Source organism: Streptomyces sp. NPDC058284 (assembly GCF_042881135.1).
GTDB lineage: Bacteria > Actinomycetota > Actinomycetes > Streptomycetales > Streptomycetaceae > Streptomyces.
The window spans coordinates 504,450-523,679 of record NZ_JBHVYE010000001.1; the positions used below are offsets into that span (position 1 = coordinate 504,450).

The 19,230-nt window shown below is 70.5% G+C and carries 17 protein-coding genes and 1 tRNA gene; 10 read left to right on the top strand and 8 right to left on the bottom strand.

What is annotated here, in order from left to right; genetic code table 11:
* Window positions 1-17: 17 nt before the first annotated feature.
* The 3 genes from ACFVYR_RS01905 to ACFVYR_RS01915 all read right to left on the bottom strand — a co-directional run bounded on the left by ACFVYR_RS01905 (window position 18) and on the right by ACFVYR_RS01915 (window position 2,078).
* Window positions 18-413, bottom strand: a complete 396-nt coding sequence (locus tag ACFVYR_RS01905) for an STAS domain-containing protein (RefSeq protein ID WP_384247603.1) — start codon at window positions 411-413, stop codon at window positions 18-20.
* Window positions 414-421: 8 nt separating this feature from the next.
* Window positions 422-1,303 carry an STAS domain-containing protein gene (locus ACFVYR_RS01910; RefSeq protein ID WP_384247604.1) on the bottom strand — a complete coding sequence of 294 codons (882 nt, stop codon included), beginning with the start codon at window positions 1,301-1,303 and terminating at the stop codon, window positions 422-424.
* Between the two features lie 274 nt (window positions 1,304-1,577).
* Window positions 1,578-2,078: a MarR family winged helix-turn-helix transcriptional regulator gene (locus ACFVYR_RS01915; protein WP_384247606.1), complete on the bottom strand. Its 501-nt coding sequence runs from the start codon at window positions 2,076-2,078 to the stop codon at window positions 1,578-1,580.
* 111 nt (window positions 2,079-2,189) lie between these two features.
* On the opposite strand from ACFVYR_RS01915, the gene ACFVYR_RS01920 reads away from it, so the two are divergent.
* The 3 genes from ACFVYR_RS01920 (at window position 2,190) to ACFVYR_RS01930 (ending at window position 4,316) form a co-directional block, all read left to right on the top strand.
* Entirely contained in the window at window positions 2,190-3,356 is a 1,167-nt protein-coding gene (locus ACFVYR_RS01920) for a PP2C family protein-serine/threonine phosphatase (RefSeq protein WP_384247607.1), read from the top strand.
* A gap of 154 nt (window positions 3,357-3,510) precedes the next feature.
* Window positions 3,511-3,927: an ATP-binding protein gene (locus ACFVYR_RS01925; RefSeq protein ID WP_384247609.1), complete on the top strand. Its 417-nt coding sequence runs from the start codon at window positions 3,511-3,513 to the stop codon at window positions 3,925-3,927.
* A gap of 89 nt (window positions 3,928-4,016) precedes the next feature.
* Window positions 4,017-4,316 (top strand): YciI family protein, encoded by a 300-nt coding sequence (locus tag ACFVYR_RS01930; protein WP_384247610.1) that lies wholly within the window; start codon window positions 4,017-4,019, stop codon window positions 4,314-4,316.
* Window positions 4,317-4,335: 19 nt separating this feature from the next.
* Here the strand turns inward: ACFVYR_RS01930 and ACFVYR_RS01935 are convergent, their stop codons facing one another.
* On the bottom strand, window positions 4,336-5,418 hold the full coding sequence (locus ACFVYR_RS01935) for a WD40/YVTN/BNR-like repeat-containing protein (RefSeq protein ID WP_384247612.1): 1,083 nt from the start codon (window positions 5,416-5,418) through the stop codon (window positions 4,336-4,338).
* Window positions 5,419-5,658: 240 nt separating this feature from the next.
* Between ACFVYR_RS01935 and ACFVYR_RS01940 the strand changes: the two genes are divergently transcribed.
* The 4 genes from ACFVYR_RS01940 (at window position 5,659) to ACFVYR_RS01955 (ending at window position 11,635) form a co-directional block, all read left to right on the top strand.
* Window positions 5,659-6,075, top strand: a complete 417-nt coding sequence (locus tag ACFVYR_RS01940) for an SsgA family sporulation/cell division regulator (RefSeq protein WP_384247613.1) — start codon at window positions 5,659-5,661, stop codon at window positions 6,073-6,075.
* 363 nt (window positions 6,076-6,438) lie between these two features.
* Entirely contained in the window at window positions 6,439-8,082 is a 1,644-nt protein-coding gene (locus ACFVYR_RS01945) for an ABC-F family ATP-binding cassette domain-containing protein (protein WP_384247614.1), read from the top strand.
* 10 nt (window positions 8,083-8,092) lie between these two features.
* Window positions 8,093-10,408 carry an ATP-binding cassette domain-containing protein gene (locus tag ACFVYR_RS01950; RefSeq protein WP_384247616.1) on the top strand — a complete coding sequence of 772 codons (2,316 nt, stop codon included), beginning with the start codon at window positions 8,093-8,095 and terminating at the stop codon, window positions 10,406-10,408.
* A gap of 255 nt (window positions 10,409-10,663) precedes the next feature.
* Window positions 10,664-11,635 carry an acyl-ACP desaturase gene (locus ACFVYR_RS01955; RefSeq protein WP_384247617.1) on the top strand — a complete coding sequence of 324 codons (972 nt, stop codon included), beginning with the start codon at window positions 10,664-10,666 and terminating at the stop codon, window positions 11,633-11,635.
* 91 nt (window positions 11,636-11,726) lie between these two features.
* Here the strand turns inward: ACFVYR_RS01955 and ACFVYR_RS01960 are convergent, their stop codons facing one another.
* Both ACFVYR_RS01960 and ACFVYR_RS01965 read right to left on the bottom strand, forming a co-directional pair.
* A complete protein-coding gene (locus ACFVYR_RS01960; protein ID WP_384247619.1) occupies window positions 11,727-13,094 on the bottom strand; it encodes an SDR family oxidoreductase in 1,368 nt (455 codons plus the stop codon).
* Between the two features lie 28 nt (window positions 13,095-13,122).
* Window positions 13,123-13,194: transfer RNA gene (locus ACFVYR_RS01965), tRNA-Glu, on the bottom strand.
* A 113-nt stretch (window positions 13,195-13,307) separates the two neighbouring features.
* Between ACFVYR_RS01965 and ACFVYR_RS01970 the strand changes: the two genes are divergently transcribed.
* Window positions 13,308-15,779: a hypothetical protein gene (locus ACFVYR_RS01970; protein ID WP_384247620.1), complete on the top strand. Its 2,472-nt coding sequence runs from the start codon at window positions 13,308-13,310 to the stop codon at window positions 15,777-15,779.
* A 287-nt stretch (window positions 15,780-16,066) separates the two neighbouring features.
* On the top strand, window positions 16,067-16,549 hold the full coding sequence (locus ACFVYR_RS01975; RefSeq protein WP_384247622.1) for an RICIN domain-containing protein: 483 nt from the start codon (window positions 16,067-16,069) through the stop codon (window positions 16,547-16,549).
* Between the two features lie 93 nt (window positions 16,550-16,642).
* Here the strand turns inward: ACFVYR_RS01975 and ACFVYR_RS01980 are convergent, their stop codons facing one another.
* Window positions 16,643-16,891 carry a WhiB family transcriptional regulator gene (locus ACFVYR_RS01980; RefSeq protein ID WP_384247623.1) on the bottom strand — a complete coding sequence of 83 codons (249 nt, stop codon included), beginning with the start codon at window positions 16,889-16,891 and terminating at the stop codon, window positions 16,643-16,645.
* Window positions 16,892-16,962: 71 nt separating this feature from the next.
* Window positions 16,963-17,754, bottom strand: coding sequence for a VOC family protein (locus ACFVYR_RS01985; protein ID WP_384247624.1), 792 nt, complete (start codon window positions 17,752-17,754; stop codon window positions 16,963-16,965).
* A 235-nt stretch (window positions 17,755-17,989) separates the two neighbouring features.
* Here ACFVYR_RS01985 and ACFVYR_RS01990 point away from each other — a divergent pair, with 235 nt between their 5' ends.
* Window positions 17,990-19,228, top strand: a complete 1,239-nt coding sequence (locus ACFVYR_RS01990; RefSeq protein ID WP_384247626.1) for a glycoside hydrolase family 64 protein — start codon at window positions 17,990-17,992, stop codon at window positions 19,226-19,228.
* Window positions 19,229-19,230: the final 2 nt, after the last annotated feature.

A 19,230-nucleotide genomic window follows, 5' to 3' on the forward strand; every position in this document is an offset into this window, starting at 1 on the left:
AGGGTGTCTTCTGGAGGTCACCGTAGAGGGACAACAGGACTCCCCTTGGGTGATCGGGAGGCCGGCTGCCAGCCCAGGGCGATCATTCCCTGTTCCGCGTTGAGCGTGGTCTCCACACCGGACAGCTCGAGCCCGAGCTCCACCAGAGTGATCGCGACCGCCGGTCGCATACCGGCCACTATCACCCGTGCCCCCAAGAGCCGTGCCGTCGTCGTCAGTTCCATCAGCGTGCGGGCCACGAACGAGTCGATGATCTCCAGCCGGGAGATGTCGATCAGGATCGCGCGGGCACGGTCGGCGACGATGCGCTGCGTGAGCTCATCGGTGAAGGCGATCGCCGCCCGGTCGTCGAGCTCGTTGAGCAGGCCGGTGACGAGCACGTCACCGAACCGCAGGATCGGGACGCTGCTCAAGCCGCCGCTCACCGCGCGTCCGCGAGAGACGCCCGCTGTTCCGGCTGGTCGGTGAGGAGCGGAATGGCGGCGGCGAGGGCGTCGGCCAGCGTCGAGCGCGTCAGGATGGCCGAGAGGTCGATGCCGAGCTGGGCGATGATCTGGGCGATCGGCGGGCGGATGCCGCTGATCACACAGTCGGCGCCCATCAGCCGTACGGCGTTGACCGTCTGCATCAGATGGTGGGCGACCGCCGTGTCCACCGTGGGGACGCCGGTGATGTCGATGATGGCGACCTGCGCCTCGTCCCGCTCGATGGCCTCGAGGAGGTTCTCCATGACGACCTGGGTCCGGGTCGTGTCGAGCGTTCCGATCAGCGGGACGGCCAGCACGCGGTCCCAGATGCGCACCACCGGCGTGGAGACTTCCAGGAGCTGGCGGCTCTGTCGCCGGATGATCTCCTCGCGGCCCTCGACGAAGATCTCGAAGGACATGGCGCCCGCAGTGTCGAGGAGGCGGTTGATGAACAGGGCGGCCTGGTAGAGCGCGGTGACGTCGCGCGTCTCCTGCTGCACCGCTTCGAGGAGTGCCTCCTTGAGCGCGAGGACGGCCATGTAGGTGGCCGTGGGGGAGGCACCTCCACGGGCGCGGCGCAGCGACAGGTCGGTGATGGCCTGGCGCAGGCCTCGCTGCGAGGCCACGACCTCCTGCACCGGGGAGTCGGTCTCCAGGCCGGCGAGCAGCGTCTCGACCAGGGAATCGGCTTCCTCGTTCAGTTCGTGTTCGGTGATCCCTGTCTCCAGGACCGACTGTTCCGACTGAAGCTGGACCCAGCGGTCGGCAACTTTCTCGCCCTGGTCACGCAGGGCGGCGATGACGCGCAACCGGGCCTCGGGTTCACTGGTGTTCATTCCATCCACCTTAGCAATTGTTGTCGCGCGGCAAATGTTATCCGAGGCGACGATCTCCCGAAGGCGGAGGCCGCGTGCGCGTCAACTGCGCGTTTCAGCCGCACCGTTACCGGTCGTGTTCCGGCCACTCGCCGGTCCCCGGCGCCTCGTTCACCCGAACCTCACAGCTCTCGGTCCTTCACGACCGTCTGTGTGTACCTGGCTACGCCGGAAGTAAACCCGCGCGATCAGGCCAATGATCGGCGGGGACGGCGACATCGCGCCGTCGCGGGCGTCAGGCGGACTCCGCCGAGTGGTCGTCCGTCGAGGCCGGCCGGGGTGTGGTGCACTCCACTGACCGGTGGAAGCCGCTCAACCCCTGTACGAGGGCGGAGCGTTCCGCGGGCCGCATCGCCGAGATGGCTTCGAGCAGCGCACTCTCCCGGCGGTCCCGCAGTTCGTTGAGGTATTTTTCTCCCCGGCTCGACAAGCGCAGTTCGAGCTCGCGGCGACTGGCCGAACTGAGGGAGCGCTCGATGAAGCCCAGGGCGTGAAGACGGTCACACATGCGGCTCACCGACGACGGCGCGGACCCCACATACTCGCCGAGGGTGCGGAGGTTGATCCCCCGAGCACCGTCCAGGGCGTACAGCACACGCAGCTGGGACGACGAGACCGGTGCCGTGGGCGTGATGTCCCTGCCTCTGCTCCACAGCACTTCGAGCAGCTCGATGACTTCCCGGGCAGCATGCGCGGCCGCATCCTGGTCGCCCCCGACGGAAGTTTCAAAATCCATGCCGTCAACTGTGACACTTCGCAATGACGCTGTCAGTCGCTGAGGCATGGCAGGCCGACGGCTCCTTCTCACAAGCTCGCATCCCGAACAGGAACAGGTGGTACCCGACAGGTGGACAGATTCACGTCCGTGGAACGTGCTCTGCGAAGATCCGCACCGCACGCCCTCCTCGAAGCGGTACAGGAGGCGCTCGCTGTCCACTACGCGGCCGGCTCCGTCGAGCTGCTCATGGCCGACTACGCGATGACCATACTCCAACCGGTCAGCGCCATCCCGCACTCCGCGACACCCGTACCGGTCCACCTCGGCGCACCCGGCCGCGCGTTCGGATCCCAGGAACCGTTCCTCGAATCGGACGACCGTACGGACCAGATCACCGCGCATCTGCCCGTCACCGTACGCGGCGACCGCATCGGCATCCTCACCGCGCGTCTGCCCGCCCACGCCTGCGACCAGGCCACCGTGGACGAACTCGCCGACGTGGCCGAGGTGCTCGGCCACGAGATCGTCGTGGCGGAACGCGACACCGACCTCTACGTCCGGGCCCGCCGGGCCGATCGGCTCACCCTCGCCGCCGAGATGCAGTGGCAGTTGCTGCCCGGCCGCTCCTGCTCCCGCCCCGAGTACGAGATCGGGGCCCAGCTCGAACCGGCCTACGCCGTCTACGGCGACAACTTCGACTGGTCCGCCACCGCGGACCACCTCACCCTCACCGTCACCAACGGGATGGGCAAGGGCGTCCAGGCCGCCCTGCTCACCCATCTCGCCGTCACCGCGATGCGCAACGCCCGGCGCGCCGGACTGTCCCTGGCCGACCAGGCCTGCCTGGCCGACCAGGCCGTGTACGGCCACTTCCAGGGGGCGCTCCACCTCTCCGTGCTGCTCCTGCGCTTCCATCTCGGCACGGGCGAGACGGAGATCATCGACGCGGGCTCGCCGACGATGTGGCGGCTGCGCGACGGCAGGCCCGAGCCCGTCAAGCTGGACGCCCAGCTTCCGCTCGGCATGTCCGAGGACACGCCGTACACCACCGAGCACTTCCACGTCCGGCCCGGAGACCGGCTCATGTTCGTCAGCGACGGCGTCTACAACACGGCGTCGCCGACGTCCGAGTCCTACAGCGAGCGGGTCCTCGGCCGGGCGATGACCAGCACCCGCCTCCTGCCCCCCTCGCAGGTGCCGCGCGCGGTGCTCAAGGAGCTCGCGGGGTACCGCGGGCCGATCGACGCCGACGACGACGCGATGATCGTGTGCCTCGACTGGCGAGGGCGCCCCTGACAGCCACCTCCCGCGCGCGGGGGCGGTGTTGGGCCGGTCGGCGATCCTCCTGGGCAGCAAGGGCGTTGAACCCGCCACTTTTCGGGCAAGAGTTCCTCTCGTACAGCCATCATCCGATATGGCCGACCCGAGGAAGTCCCAGGAAGGAGGAGGCATGCGGACACAGCACATACCGCTCGACGCCACCGGACCGCCGGCCACGGCCACCTTCGACAAGAGTCCCGAAGCGGTGGCCGACGCGCGGGCGCTCACCCGCGGCTTCGTCGACGGACTCGTCCCCGCCGTGGACGAGCAGCACGCGGCCGGAGTCGAGCTCGTCGTCTCCGAACTCATCACCAACGTGGTGCGCCACGCCCGCGGCGCCCTGTGCTCACTGCGCCTGCAGGCGCGGGCCGACACCATCACGGTCGCCGTCTCCGACGCGGACCCGCGCCCGCCCCGCGAACGCGCGCCCGACCTTGAAGGCGGTACGGGCGGCTTCGGCTGGCCCATGGTCCACCAGCTGGCCAGAGCCGTGGGCGTCACGCTCGGCCCGACCGGCAAGACCATACGGGCTGAGCTGGCGAGGTAGTACCCGGCAGGTCGCGCCGCGGCCGTACGGACCGGAAGGCAGCCGATGCACCCCGCCCGGTCCCCGCGGGGCCCGGTAGCCTCGCGATCATGTTCATTCTCGAATTGACCTACACCGCACCGCTCTCCGCCGTCGACGAACAGCTGGCCGCCCACGTCGACTGGCTCGACCAGCAGTACGAGGCCGGCCTCTTCATCGCCTCCGGCCGCAAGAACCCGCGCGACGGCGGTGTCATCCTCGCCGTCGCGGACGACCGCGCGCGGATCGAGAAGCTCCTCGCCACGGACCCGTTCACGGTGGCGGGGGTGTGCGAGTACCGCGTCACCGAGTTCCACGCGACGAAGACGGCACCGGCCCTCGCCGCGTACCGCGAGGAACTGCCCGCCTAGGCCGTGTGCGGGGCCGGTCTCAGTCTCGCTCCAGGCGGGCGACGCGGCCCTTCTCCCCCGCGGCCCAGCAGCCGCCGTCCGGGGCGCAGTCCACGGTGTCGTACGACCCCGTGTCGACCGTCCGCCAGCTGCCGCCCGCGTCCGTCGTGACGTCGGTGCCCGTCGGGCCGACCGCGAGGGCCGTGGAGCGGCTGTGCGGGAGCCACGTCACGCCCGAGCGGTAGGCGGGCGGCGGGCGCCCGGCCGGGTCCCAGCGGCGGCCGCCGTCCCGGGTCACCGCCGCCGCCCTCGGCGAGGCCTGGTCCGCGCGGTAGTCGCCGCCGACCGCGATGCCGTGCGCGCGGTCGCGGAAGGCGAGCCCGAAGACGCCGCGGGCCGGGTCGCCCGCCGGGACGGTCGCGTCGGTGGCCGTCCAGGTCAGTCCGCGGTCGGCGGAGTGCAGGACGCGTGCGCGCGCCGCCCCGCCGGTGGCCAGCCACACGTCGCGCGGCCCCGAGCTCACCAGGCACTGGCCGCTCGCCGCGAAGCTCGCCTCGCCGTCCTGCGCGGCGGGCATGCCGGCGTTCGGCAGCACCTCCCAGGAACGGCCGCCGTCAGCGGTGGAGAGAACGCGGTACTTGCCGCCGACCGGGTCGCTCACGGCCAGGCCGTGGCGGCGGTCGAAGAAGGTCATGCAGTCGTAGAAGGCCTTGGCGTCGGTGTTGCGGAAGGACTCCGTCCAGGTCGCGCCGCCGTCCTCGGTGCGCAGCACCCGCGAGGCCTCGCCCTCCCCGATGGCGAGCACCACGGCGCGGCGGCCGTCGAAGGCCTCGATGTCGCGGAACTCCAGATCGGCGGCGCCGGGCGGGGAGACTTCACGCCAGGTCCTGCCGCCGTTCGATGTACGCAGCACGGTTCCCTTGGTCCCTGCCACCCAGGCGGCGTCGCGGCTGACGGCCGCGAGGCCCCGGAAGCGGGCGTCGGTGCCGTTCTCCTTGAGCTGCCAGCGCGGACCGCGGTCCGGGCGGTGTGCGGGACCGTCCGCCTGCGCGGTGCCCGGCGCCGCGAGGACGGCCCCGGCGAGCGCCGCGCCGCAGAGTCCCGTGAGTATCGTCCGTCTCATCGCCTTCGTCTTCCCCATGCCCCTCATGGCGGGCGAAGCTAGCCGACGCGCGGGGGCTCGTCCAGATGGCCGGAAGGTGTCCCCCGTGGGGCGGGCTCCGGGAACCGCGGGCGCCGCCACGGTGTCGCGGTGACAGAGGTCACTCACTCCGACCCGCCCTCCATGTGCACGGATCCCGTCGTTTCGTCGTCTAGTCAGGTGCCGACCCCAGTCGTCCAGCAGTCAGTGAGGGAGCAGGCGTTGTCCACCGTCATCGAGCAAGCCGTAGAGGCCCGCCTCGTCGCCGCCGCGCCGCGGATGTCGACCATTCCCGCCACCCTCCACTACGACCGGCGCGACCCCTTCGCGGTCCGGATGAGCTTCCCCGCGCCCGCCACCCTGGAGGGCATCGAGGTCTACTGGACCTTCGCCCGCGAACTGCTCACGCACGGCGTGGAGCGGGCGGTCGGCGACGGCGACGTGCGCGTGCGGCCCTACGGCCACGACCGTACGGTCGTGGAGTTCCACGCCCCCGAGGGCACCGCGATCGTCCACGTCCGCACCGGGGACCTGCGCCGCTTCCTGCACAGCACGACGGCGCTTGTGCCGGTCGGCCAGGAGCACCGCCACGTCGATCTGGACCAGGATCTGGCGGAGCTGATGCGGGACGCCTGCTGAGGCGCTGGGACCGGCCCCGGCCGCCGTCGCTGTCGTGCGTCGCGTCGCGTCGCGCTGTCGTGCGCCACGGCCTTCACGACAAGGCGCCTTCACGATAAAGCGTTGACACGGCCCGAAGGGGCTCCTACGGTGTACAGCGGTTCTGTTGCCGTCGACAGGAGTAGGACGTTGCTCGTCTGAGGTCATGAGACACCGCGTCACGCAGCTTTTCGCTGCCGTGTACGTCGCGTGTGACCTCGGCATACGAGCCGTCCCGTCCCCCGGCGCAGGCCTTTTTTCATTTTCCGGCCTCACACCTCCGCCGCGGTGTCTCCCACGCGTTGTCCCCGACCACGCTGCACACCACGCGATCGTGAGGCCTGTATGTCTACTTCCCCCACCTCCATCTCCTGCACCTCGCTCTCCTTCGCCTGGGCCGACGGCACCGGCGTCTTCGACGGGCTGCAGGTGACCTTCGGACCCGGCAGGACCGGGCTCATCGGCGTCAACGGGTCAGGAAAATCAACCCTGTTGAAGCTGATCGCCGGTGAGCTGACGCCCGCCGAGGGCGCCGTGCGCGTCGTCGGCGAGGTCGGCTACCTGCCGCAGAACGTCACCCTCGACACCGGCCTGCGCGTCGAGGAGGTGCTCGGCATCGCCGCGACCCGCGCCGCGCTGCACGCCATCGAGGCCGGTGACGTGCGCGAGGAGCACTTCACGACGGTCGGCGACGACTGGGACGTCGAGGAGCGCGCCCTCGCCACCCTCGATCAGCTCGGCCTCGGCCACATCGGCCTGGACCGCACCACGGGCGAGGTGTCCGGCGGCGAGTCGGTGCTGCTGCGGCTGGCCGCGCTGCTGCTGCGCCGCCCCGACGTACTGCTGCTCGACGAGCCGACCAACAACCTCGACCTGTACGCGCGACGGCGCCTGTACGCGGCCGTCGAGGCGTGGTCCGGAGTCCTGGTCGTGGTCAGCCACGACCGCGGGCTCCTCGACCTCGTCGACCAGATCGCCGATCTGCGGGACGGTGAGGTCAGTTGGTACGGGGGCAACTTCAGCGCGTACGAAGAGGCCCTCGCCACCGAGCAGGAAGCGGCGGAGCGCATGGTGCGCGTCGCCGAGTCCGACCTGAAGAAGCAGAAGCGCGATCTGGCCGACGCCCAGGTCAAGTTGGCCCGCCGCAAGCGGTACGGCCAGAAGATCCAGGACAGCAGGAGCCAGCCGAAGATCCTCGTCGGGGCGCGCAAGCGGGCCGCCCAGGAGTCGGCAGGCAAGCACCGCGTCATGCACGAGGAGAAGCTCGCCGAGGCCAAGGAGCGCCTGGACGACGCCGTCGAGGCGGTGCGCGACGACGACGAGATCCGCGTCGATCTGCCGCACACCCTGGTCCACCCGGGGCGCACCGTGCTCACCCTGAGCGGGCTCCAACTGCGCTACGGGGCGCTGGTGATGAAGGAGTTCGAACTGCGCGGCCCGGAACGGATCGCGCTGATCGGGCGCAACGGCGCGGGCAAGACCACGCTGCTGCGCACCATCGCCGGGGAGCTGGAGCCGGTCTCCGGCGAGGCGCGCGCCCACGTGCCGACACGCTTCCTGCCGCAGCGCCTCGACGTGCTCGACGGCGAGCTGACCGTCGCCGAGAACGTGGCGGCGTACGCTCCCGACGCGACCAACAACCGCGTCCGGGCACGGCTGGCCCGCTTCCTGTTCAAGGGGGCGAAGGCCGATCAGCGGGCGGCGACGCTGTCCGGCGGCGAGCGGTTTCGCGCGACGCTCGCGGCGCTGCTGCTCGCGGAGCCCGCGCCGCGGCTCCTGATGCTCGACGAGCCGACGAACAACCTCGACATGGCGAGCGTGAAGCAGCTCTCGACGGCCCTTGAGTCGTACGAGGGCGCACTGATCGTGGCCAGTCACGACCTGCCGTTCCTGGAGTCCATCGGCATCACGCGGTGGCTTCTCCTGGACGGGGAACTGAAGGAGATCACCCAGGAAAAGAAGACAGAAGCTGTCGGGTATTCCGCCTAGCTTCGGACGCATGCACCAGGACACACACCAGGGAACACACCCGTACATCACCATCGAAAGGGCCCGGGAGAACAACCTCAAGGAGGTGAGCCTGCGCATTCCGAAGGGCAGGCTCACCGTCTTCACGGGGGTGTCAGGGTCCGGGAAGTCGTCGGTCGTCTTCGACACGATCGCGGTGGAGTCGCAGCGCCAGCTGAACGAGACCTTCACCTGGTTCGTCCGCAACCGGCTGCCGAAGTACGAGCGGCCGCACGCGGACGCCATCGAGGAGCTCTCCCCCGCGATCGTCGTCGACCAGCGGCCGATCGGCGGCCACTCGCGCTCCACCGTGGGCACGATGACGGACATCTACTCCGTGATCCGCGTGCTGTTCTCCCGGTACGGCACGCCGAGCGCGGGCCCGGCGACGGCGTACTCGTTCAACGACCCGGCCGGCATGTGCACCGAGTGCGACGGCCTCGGCCGCACCGTGCGCCCCGACTACGACCGCATCCTCGACCCCGCCAGGTCCCTGGCGGACGGCGCGATCCTCTTCCCGCCGTTCGCCGCGGGAACCTGGCAGGGCCAGACCTACACCAACACCACCGATCTGGACCCGCACAAGCCGGTCGGCCGGTTCACCGAAGCGGAGCGGCGGTTCCTGCTGCGCGGCAACGGCCGCAAGAGGAAGGTCAGCGTCGGCAACACGGGCGGCGCGCGGGACATCGACTACGAGGGGCTCGCCGACCGCTTCGAACGGCTCTACCTCAACCGCGACCTGTCGACGCTCTCCCAGAGGACCCGCGACCTGGTGCAGGGGTTCCTGAACGAGGGCCCCTGCCCCGCCTGCCGCGGCGCCCGGCTCAACCCGGCGGCGCTCGCCACCCGCGTGGGCGGCCTCGGCATAGCGGACTGCACCCGGATGGAAGTCACGGACCTGATCGGGGAGTTGGACCGCATCGACGACGCGGTGGCGGGACCGATCGCGCGCGCCGCCGTCGCGGCCCTCGAACGGATCGAGGCGATCGGCCTCGGCTACCTCAGCCTGGACCGCGAGACGTCCACGCTCTCCGGCGGCGAGGGGCAGCGCCTGAAGATGGTCCGCCACCTCGGCTCCAGCCTCACCGGCATGACGTACATCTTCGACGAGCCGAGCGTCGGGCTGCACCCGCGCGACGTGGGACGCCTGAACGACCTCCTGCTGCGACTGCGCGACAAGGGCAACACCGTCCTGGTCGTCGAGCACGACCCGGACGTCATCGCGGTCGCCGACCACGTCGTCGACATGGGCCCGGCGGCCGGTGCCGGCGGCGGTCTCGTCGTCTTCGAGGGCACCCCCGACGAGCTGCGCCGCGCCGACACCCTCACCGGACGCCACCTGCGGCGCACGACCGGCGTCAAGGAGCGCCCGCGCGAGGCGACCGGCGGCCACTGGATCGAGGGCGCCGATCTGCACAACCTCAAGAACGTGAGCGTGCGGGTGCCGACCGGGGTGCTCACGGCGGTCACCGGCGTCGCCGGTTCCGGCAAGAGCACGCTGGTGTCGAAGGCGTTCACCGCGGCGCATCCGGACGCCGTCGTCGTGGACCAGTCGTCCATCGGCATCTCGGGCCGCTCCACCCCGGCGACGTATCTCGGGATCATGGACACGGTGCGGGGGCTCTTCGCGCGGGAGACCGGCGCGAAGGCGGGTCTGTTCAGCTTCAACTCCCACGGCGCGTGCGAGCGTTGCCAGGGGCGCGGGATCATCTACAGCGATCTGGCGTTCATGGACCCGGTGACCACGACGTGCGAGGCGTGCGAGGGGCGCCGCTTCAAGGACGAGGTGCTGCGGCTCACCGTGGACGGCCGGTCCGTCGCGGACGTCCTGGAGATGACCGCCGGGCAGGCCCTGGACTTCTTCGAGCGCTTCGACGACCCTGCGGTACGCCGCCGGCTGCGGGCCCTGCGCGACGTCGGCCTGACCTACCTCGCGCTCGGGCAGCCGCTGAGCACCCTCTCCGGCGGCGAGCGCCAGCGCATCAAGCTGGCCACCCAGCTGCACCGCACGGGCACGACGTACGTCCTGGACGAGCCGACCACCGGCCTGCACATGGCGGACGTCGACGGGCTGCTCGCCCTTCTCGACCGGCTCGTCGACGCGGGCAACACGGTGCTCGTCGTCGAGCACAACCTCGACGTCGTCAAGCACGCGGACTGGGTGATCGACCTCGGCCCCGACGGCGGCAAGCACGGCGGACGGGTCGTGTTCGAGGGGACGCCCGCGCAGCTCCTGGGCGCCGGGGGATCGTTCACGGCGGAGCATCTGCGCGGCGCGCCGGGCCTGGCCCGGAAGCGCGCCGCATGACGTGCGGCACGGCCCGGCCCCTCGCGCGGAGAGCCGGTCGAAGCCGACAGGCCGTGTGACGTCCCTCTCAGTGTCGCCGCGCGAACCGGGCGCCTGACCAGCAATGAGACGGTTGTTGCCCTGGTGACGGGTGGGACCCCGGTCTCACAGGCTCTTTACGGCGGGTTTAACCTACGGCAACGTAACCTACGACACCGTAGGTAGTGCGCCGCTCGCATTGCCGTAAGACACTCCCGTCCCCCTTCTGGAGCCCACGTGACGATCACCTCTCCCCACCTCGGCAGCACGGACAGCTGGACCGACGCCCGGTTGCTGTACGCGCTGGAGGAAGTGGTCGAGCAGGAACTCAATCGCCACCTCAAGGTGGCCAAGGACTGGATGCCCCACGAGTACGTCCCGTTCTCCGACGCCCGCAACTTCCCCGGCATCTTCGAGGACGGCGAGGCGTGGGAGAAGGGCCAGTCCCCGGTCACCGACATCGGTCGCATCGCCCTGGTGGTCAACCTGCTCACCGAGGACAACCTCCCCAGCTACCACCACGAGATCGCCTCCCTCTTCGGCCGCGACGGCGCCTGGGGCACCTGGGTGCACCGCTGGACGGCCGAGGAGGGCCGCCACGGCATCGTGATGCGCGACTACCTCCTCGCCTCGCGCGCCGTCGACCCGGACCAGCTGGAGCAGTTCCGGATGGCGCACATGAGCGAGGGCTTCGAGTCGGACAACCGCCACTCGATGCTGCACTCCGTCGCGTACGTCGCCTTCCAGGAGCTGGCGACCCGCATCTCGCACCGCAACACCGGACACCAGTCCGGCGACCCGGTCTGCGACCGCATGCTGGCGCGCATCGCCACCGACGAGAACCTCCACATGGTCTTCTACCGGAACCTGCTGAAGGCCGCCTTCGAGCTCGCGCCCGACCTGACGATGCAGGCCGTGCGGGACGTCGTGGTCAACTTCCGGATGCCGGGACACGGCATGCCGGGCTTCGAGCGGGCCGCCGCGCAGATGGCCATCGGCGAGGTCTACAACATGCGCATCCACCACGACGACGTGCTCCAGCCCGTGCTGCGCTTCCTGAAGGTCCTGGAGATCGACGGCCTCGGCCCCGAGGGGCTCAAGGCCCAGGAGGAGCTGGGCTTCTTCATGAACGGTCTCGACGCGGAGGCCTCGAAGTTCGACGAGAGGCTGGCCGCCCGCAAGGCGCGGATGGCGGCGCGCGGCGCCTGACCTCACAGGTGCGAAGGTGCGGGGACGGGGCGGCCGGGTTCGAATCGGCGTGTTCCGGTTCAGGAGGCCGGTGCGACGTCCGCGTCCCCGCTCACCACGCCGCCTCCCGGTAGTCCTTGAGGAAGACGCCCGAGACGGGATCGCCCGCCTCGCCGCGCACGATCGGGTCGTAGATGCGGGCCGCGCCGTCCACCACGTCGAGGGGCGTGCGGGAACCCGCTCCCGCGATGCGGTCCTTCTTGGGCGCCGGGTTCTCGTCCGTGATCCAGCCGGTGTCGACGGCGCACATGTGCACGCCCTGCTCGGCGAGTTCGGCGGCGCTGGTGCGGGTGAGCATGTTCAGGGCGGCCTTCGCCATGTTCGTGTGGGGGTGCCCGCCCAGCTTGTTGCGCACGGCGAAGCGGCCCTCGACCGCCGTCACGTTCACGATGTACGTGCGGGGGTGCGGCGAGGCCAGCAGCAGGGGCAGCAGCCGGTCGCAGAGCAGGGCCGGGGCGAGCGCGTTGACGAGCTGGGTCTCCAGGACCTCCGCGGGGTCGAGGGCACCGAGCCGGGCGGACCAGGAGTTCTCCGGCGAGAGGTCGGGCAACAGGCCCGCCTCGTCCGCGTCACGTGACAGCCCCGTCCCCTCGGCGTCGCGCAGCACGAGGGCGAGCGCCCCCTGTCCCGCGGAGTGGGCTTCCGTCCGCATCGGCCGGAAGCCGGGGGCGCTGCGGGCGAGCGCGGGCAGCTCCGCCGCCTCGCCCGCCGCGAGCGCCGCGTACGATCCGGGCGGCCTGCGGACCGTCTGGGCCGCGTTGTTGACGAGGATGTCGAGCGGTTCGCCCGCCTCGCGCAACTCCTCGCACAGGCCGAGCACTTGGCGCGGGTCACGCAGGTCGACGGCGAGCACGGTGAGGCGGCCCAGCCAGGCCCCGCTGCCCGGTACCGCGCGAAAGCGCCGCTCGGTGTCGTGCGGGAAGCGGCTGGTGACGACGAGGTCGGCGCCGTCGCGCAGCAGCATCAGGGCCAGCTGGAAGCCGATCTTCACGCGGCCCCCGGTGAGCAGCGCGCGGCGCCCGCGGAGATCCGTGGTGAGGGCGCGCCGGGCGCGGTTGTCGGCGGCGCAGTCCGGACAGAGCCGGTGGTAGAAGGAGTCGACCTGTCGATACGACGTCTTGCAGACGTAGCAGGGGCGGGGGCGCAGGAACGTACCGCCCGTGCCCTCGGCGACCAGCGGCGCGTCCTCTCGGCGGTCACCCGCGCCGGTCGCGGTGGCGGCCATGGCCGCGGCGTCGGCGGCGGACAGTTCGGCGCCGCGCGCCTTGCGTCTGCGCAGCCGCCCGTCGCGGGCGAAGGACGCGGCGACCTGCTCGGCGCGCAGCCGCACCGGGTCGTCGACGGGCAGTTCCCGCAGTCTGCCGACCACGTCGTGGAAGGCCGCGAGGTCCCGCTCGCTGATCCCGCCGCTCTGACCCATGCGCCCCGCCCCGCGTGTTCCGTTCCCGTGGTCCCGGCCGGATTCGAACCGGCGTATCCGCCCTGAAAAGGCGGCGAGTCTGCCTCTGCTCTACAGGACCCCCCGTCACACGCCTCGCGTGCGACCCCAGGATCGTAACGGTGGCCGCGCGCCTGTGTCGCATCGATTTACGACCGCCCCCCGCGGTGCAACTGTGGGCGAGGGGGTGAACCCATGGCGCAGACCCATGAGTGGATGTTCTACGAGGTCATGTGGCGCAGCTGGGCGGGCAGGGCGCAGGTGCCCTATCCCGTGCCGTGGTGGGCGCAGCAGGCCTTCCGGCGCTGGAGCGACGACTTCGACTCCGGCACGTACGAATCGAAGGAGGCCGCGCTGGCCTCCAACGCCCTCTACCGCTACTGGCACATGGTGGGCGTGAAGGACCACCGCCAGGAGTCCCTGATCGGCCAGGCCGGGGAGATCGAGCCGGTCTACGACAAGTACTGCCTGCTCTTCTTCCTGTACGACCCGGCGACGGGAGCCCTGCACCTGCCGCAGCTTGCCGAGGGCGGCACGGTGGCGCAGCGCATGGAGGCCCCGCATCTGCCGGTCGTCCTCACGGACTTCCGCACGCCGGACGGCGTCGCGCTCGTGCAGCGCACCTTCGCGACAACCGTGGGCGCGCGACAGCGCGATCTGGTGGTGACCCGGCTGACGGTGGGCAGCGCGACCGGGCAGCCGCGCGAGGGCTGGCTGTGCGCGGCGGTCATGCCGACGGGTCCGAGCGGCTTCCAGCGGCACGACCGCAACGGGCGGCAGATCACCGACCGGAGGCTGACGTTCCTGCGCCATCTTCCGGCGGAGAACCGGGTGGAGACCAACAGCGGCTGGGGTCCGGTGTTCGACACCGCTCCCGAACAGTACGGGGTGTACGGCAACCCCGATTTCAGCTACGACCCCGCCGCGTACCTGGCGCACAGTCCGTTCCACGACCTGGTGATGGGCGGCAAGCTGAACGGCGCCGGGCAGGCGCAGGACCAGATCGCGGGGTTGTGCAGCGCGGCGTTCGCCTGGCCGTTCCGGGTCATCGACGACGAGGTGTTCGAGCTGGATGTGCGGCTGCCCGTCGATCTGTACAGCGGGGCCGACGACCTGGCCGAGATCAGGGCGACACCGGCCGCCGACCTGGAAGAGGCCAACCGGGCGTTCTGGACGTCGAAACTGCTCGGCCAGGGCGTGCAGCCCGAACTGCCGCGCCCCGTGGTGCACTTGACGGACCTCTTCCGCGAGTCCCGCGCACAGCTGCTCATCCTCTCCGACCAGGGGGAGATCCACCCCGGCCCCACGGTCTACGACTCGTTCTGGATCCGTGACTCTTCCGTCGAGGCCACGGCCTGCTCGCTGGTGGGTGACGGCGCGCTCGCCGAGCATCAGCTCGGCACGCACTACCCGCTGAAGTTCAACCGCGGCACGGGCCGGATCGGTCCGTGCGCCGAGTACGGGTTCTACGGCGGCCCGCACGAGCGTGACGACCGCGAATGGGACAGCAACGGCCAGGCGCTCTGGGCGATCGGCCGCTTCGACCGCACGAAGGGCCGGGCCGCCGCGTTCGGCGCGAAGCTCTACACGCCGTACGTCGCCGACGGCGCCCGGTGGCTGCGCGACAACCGCGACCAGTACGGCCTGCTGCACAGCGGCTGGAGCGCCGAGCACCTGGGCGAGCGCGACAAGCCGCACTACTGGGACGACCTGTGGGCGCTGGCCGGCCTGTACGAGGCGGCGCGGCTCGCGGAGCGCATCGGATCGCCGGACGTACCCGAACTGTGGGCCGCCTTCGACGACGTGAAGCGCGCGACGGCGGCCTCGATCCGCTGGGTCCTGGCGGAGCAGCGCGGGCGCGGGGCCTGGGAGACGTACATCCCGACCGGGCCGGGCGACGTGGGCCGGCTCGACTCGACGATGATCGGCGCCGCGGCCTTCTTCCATCCGCTGCGCCTGCACATGGGCAGCAAGCTGGGCCCGGACATCGACGCGGCGGCACGCTGCACGCTCGACACCATGTACGCCCGTTTCGTGTCGGGCGGCTACCGGCACGAGGCCGCGTGGAACGCCTACGGGCCCTACCTCACCCTGCAGTTGGCGCACGCGTACCTGCTCGCGGGCGATCCGGCGCGGATGGACGCGCTCCTCGACTGGACGGTACGGGCGTCCTTCCCCCGCACGCAGGAGCGGGCGGTCGCGCTCGGCGCGTGGAACGAGCAGCACGCCTTCACCGTCGCCTCCGACTTCCACGAGGTGCCGTCCCGGCACTGGTACATGGGCGACATCCCGCACGGCTGGGCCGCCGCCGAGTACCTGCTCCTGATCCGCGACATCCTGCTCTTCGAGGCGGACGAGGACCACGACCCGCACCTGTACATCGCGCCGGGCGTCCGCCCCCACTGGGTACCCGACGGTGAGACGGTGGCCGTCGACTCGGCGCCGACACTGTTCGGCGAGCCCTTCGGCTACCGGCTCACGCACGACACCGACCGACGGTCCGTGACGGTGGAGGTCACCCAGGCGCCGGGCGGGGTGCGATACGTGTACCCGTGCCGGTTCGGACCCGTCAGGTCGGTGTCGGCGGACGACCGGGAACTACCGGTGACCGGCGACGACGTGCAGGTGCCCGCCGGGACGCGGCGGTTCGTCGTGACGTACGGCTGAGGGAGGAACCCGAGCGGCAGCGCGAAGTGCTCCGAGAGAGCGCACCAAATCCCGAAAATTGGACATTCATACCTCTGGGCCGATTCTGGTCTGGTGGGTCCGCATCACGGGGCCTAGCGTCTGCCCTCGCCGGTTGCGCTTCACTGCCCATACCGGCTGCCTGCCCATCTCAGAGCAGGCGCCCCTCCCTATCTACGGGGGGGCACAGTGAACATCTACAGGGGGGCACAGTGAACATGCATTCGCTCTTGGCGAGACGCACACCTCACATCCGCGCCGCACTTGCGATGGCAGCGGGCTTCGTACTGGTCGGTGCCGGCGCGGCCGGAGCCTCCACACCCCCGACGCCCTCCCTGGGGCGTGACGCCGTCATCGTCCACGCCGGCGCCGCCCACCCCGACAGCACCGGCGCCATCAAGAACCTCAACACCGGGCGCTGCATCGACGACAGCGGCGCGTACGGGCTGCGCGCCTTCGGCTGCAACGGCCTCAACTACCAGTACTGGGCCATGACCGGTCAGTCCAACGGCAACTGGGTCCTGAAGAACGGCAACACCGGGCGCTGCATCGACGACAGCGGCGCGTACGGGCTGCGCTCGTTCGGCTGCAACGGCCTCAACTACCAGCGGTGGGCTCTCTACCGCAACGGCAACGGCAGCTTCACCTTCAAGAACGAGAACACCGGGCGCTGCATCGACGACAGCGGCGCGTACGGGCTGCGCGCCTTCGGCTGCAACGGCCTCAATTACCAGCAGTTCGCCGGTCAGTAGACGCACGTGAGCGAGCCGGACATCGATGTCCCACGCGATGTCCGACTCGCCGGCGCAAACTTCCGTTGGGCTTCAGCCCAGGGGGACGCGCTCTCAAGCCCGGGGTTCGCGTCTGAGGGCGTACCGCTCCTTTTCGGAGAGGCCGCCCCAGACTCCGAAGCGCTCGTCGTTGTTCAGCGCGTACTCCAGGCAGGCCGAGCGCATCTCGCACATCTGGCAGATGTCCTTCGCCTCGCGCACCGAACTACCGGGCTCGGGGAAGAAGAAGTCGGCTCCTGTCTGGGCGCACAGCGCCTGCTCCTGCCAGGCGAGTTCCGGCTCGGCTGTCATGTCGATCTGCATGCCACCGATGGTGTCCCACCGCGCGAAACAAGCAATCAACGATTGATCAACGCACGGTTGCCCGGCCCGCCCTACTCCCCGGCAGCGGCCGGCTGAAGCACCGCGAACCGCGCACCCGCCGGATCCGCGAACTTGGCGAAGCGGCCCACGCCCTCCATGTCGACCGGCTCCATCCGGACCGTGCCGCCGCCCTGCCGCGCCTTCTCGGCCACGGCGTCACAGTCGTCCACCTGGAAGTACGGCAGCCAGTAGGGGCCCGATTCCGCCTCGGCGGGGTCGGCCGCGAGCGGTACCACGCCGCCGAACATGTCGTCCGGCGTGCCGTCCGCGGGATGCACCATTGTGTAGCTCCCGCCGGGGAAGGCCGCCTCGGTGGTCTGCCAGCCGAACACCGCGCCGTAGAACGCGACGGCCGCGGGGACGTCCGGTGTGTACAGCTCGGTCCAGACCAGGCTGCCCGGTTCGTTCAGGACATCGAGGCCCTTGAGCTCTCCCTGCTGCCACACCGCGAACGCGGCGCCCGCGGGGTCGGCGAGGCCCGCCATGCGGCCGAGGTCGAGTACGTCGACGGCTCCGAAGAGCGTGCTGCCGCCGGCCTGCTCGACCGCCTTCGCGGTGGCGTCCACCTCCGGTGTGCGGAAGTAGACCGTCCAGGCCGGGGAGCCCTCCTCCGCCGGCAGGGCCATGGCGCCCGCGACGGTCCTGCCGGACAGCTGGTACTGGCTGTAGCCACCTACGTCCGCGCCGCCGCGCTGGAGTTCCCAGCCGAAGAGCGAGCGGTAGAAATCGCCGACACCGCCCAGGTCAGGGGCGCACATGTCCACCCAGACGGGGGCGCCGGTGGTGAAACGGTTGTTGAGCATGATCGACTCCTTTGTCGCATGTCTCCTCCGTTCTTCCGAGTCTGGCACCCGCCACTGACAATCCACCGCTGCCGGGAAGCCGCCGTCGAAGCCACCGGGAAGCCGTCGTCATTTGATGAAGCGAGAACATTTTTGAGAGCGCTCTCAGTCACAACTCTTGACGCCGCATTCGCCCGTCGGGACAGTGGTGCACCACCCCCACACACCCCCCACGCAACCGCGCAGGAGACCTTCCGTGATATCGCGTCGAACGTTCCTGACCACCGCAGCCGGCGCCGCGGGCGCCCTCACCTACCCCGTCTGGGGCAGCGCTCTGAGTCCCGGCGCCCGGGCGGGCGGCAAGGCCGCGCCCGCCACCTGCGAGCTGGCCCTCGCGAACAAGTCGCTCCCCGGCCAAGTCCGCGCCTACGTCACCGGCCACGAGCAGGGAACCGACCGCTGGGTGCTGCTCAGGCCGGACGGCGGCGTCTACCGCCCCGACTCCCCCTCGGCGCCCCGGACCCCGCTGCCCGTCGACTGCGCCATCCCCCTCGGCGCCGCAGGCTCCGCCCCCAAGCTCCTGACGCTGCCTCAGATGTACGGCGCGCGTGTCTACTTCGTACGCGACGACAAGCTGGACTTCTTCCTCAATCCCGGCCCCGCCCTGGTCGAGCCCGCCTTCGCCACCCGCGATGACCCCAACTACGGCCGCACATGGTCGTTCTGCGAGTTCACCTTCAACTCCCAGCAGCTCTACGCCAACATCAGCTACGTCGACCTGGTGACCGCGCTGCCCATCGGCCTGACCCTGGAGGGCGACGGCAGACACACCGTCGCCCCGCTGCCCGACGGCGCCGTCGGCAGGATCGCCGCCGACCTCGCGGCGCAGGCGGCGAAGGACGGGCAGCCGTGGGACAAGCTGGTCATCCGCGGTGGCGGCGGGGGCGTGCTGCGGGTGATCTCGCCACAGAACCTCATGGCGCCGTACTTCGACAGGCCGGACCAGATGCCGTTCCGCGACGTATGGAACGGCTACATCGACCGGGTGTGGGACAAGTACCGCTCGACGGACCTCAGGATCGACCTGCAGGGCGGCCGGGGCGTGTTCACCGGGCGCGTCAGCGGCGGCGTACTGACGTTCAACGGCGGCCACTCCTTCACCAAGCCCACCTCGAAGGACATCTTCACCTGCAACCACGGTCCCTTCGCCAACAATCCCAACGACCCCGACGACAAGAAGGCCCTGCTCGCCCGGCTGGCGGCGGGCTTCAACCGCAGCATCATGCTCACCCACCCCGAGCAGCCGAACGGCACGTCATCGGCCGACTACTACCGGGACGCGGTGACCAATCACTGGTCACGGGTGGTGCACGCCAACTCCCCCATCGGGTACGCCTTCCCGTACGACGACGTGCGCCCCGACGGGCAGCCCGACGTGTCGGGAGCGGCGCACGACGGGAACCCGCGGCGCTTCACCGTGAGCGTCGGTTCCTGACC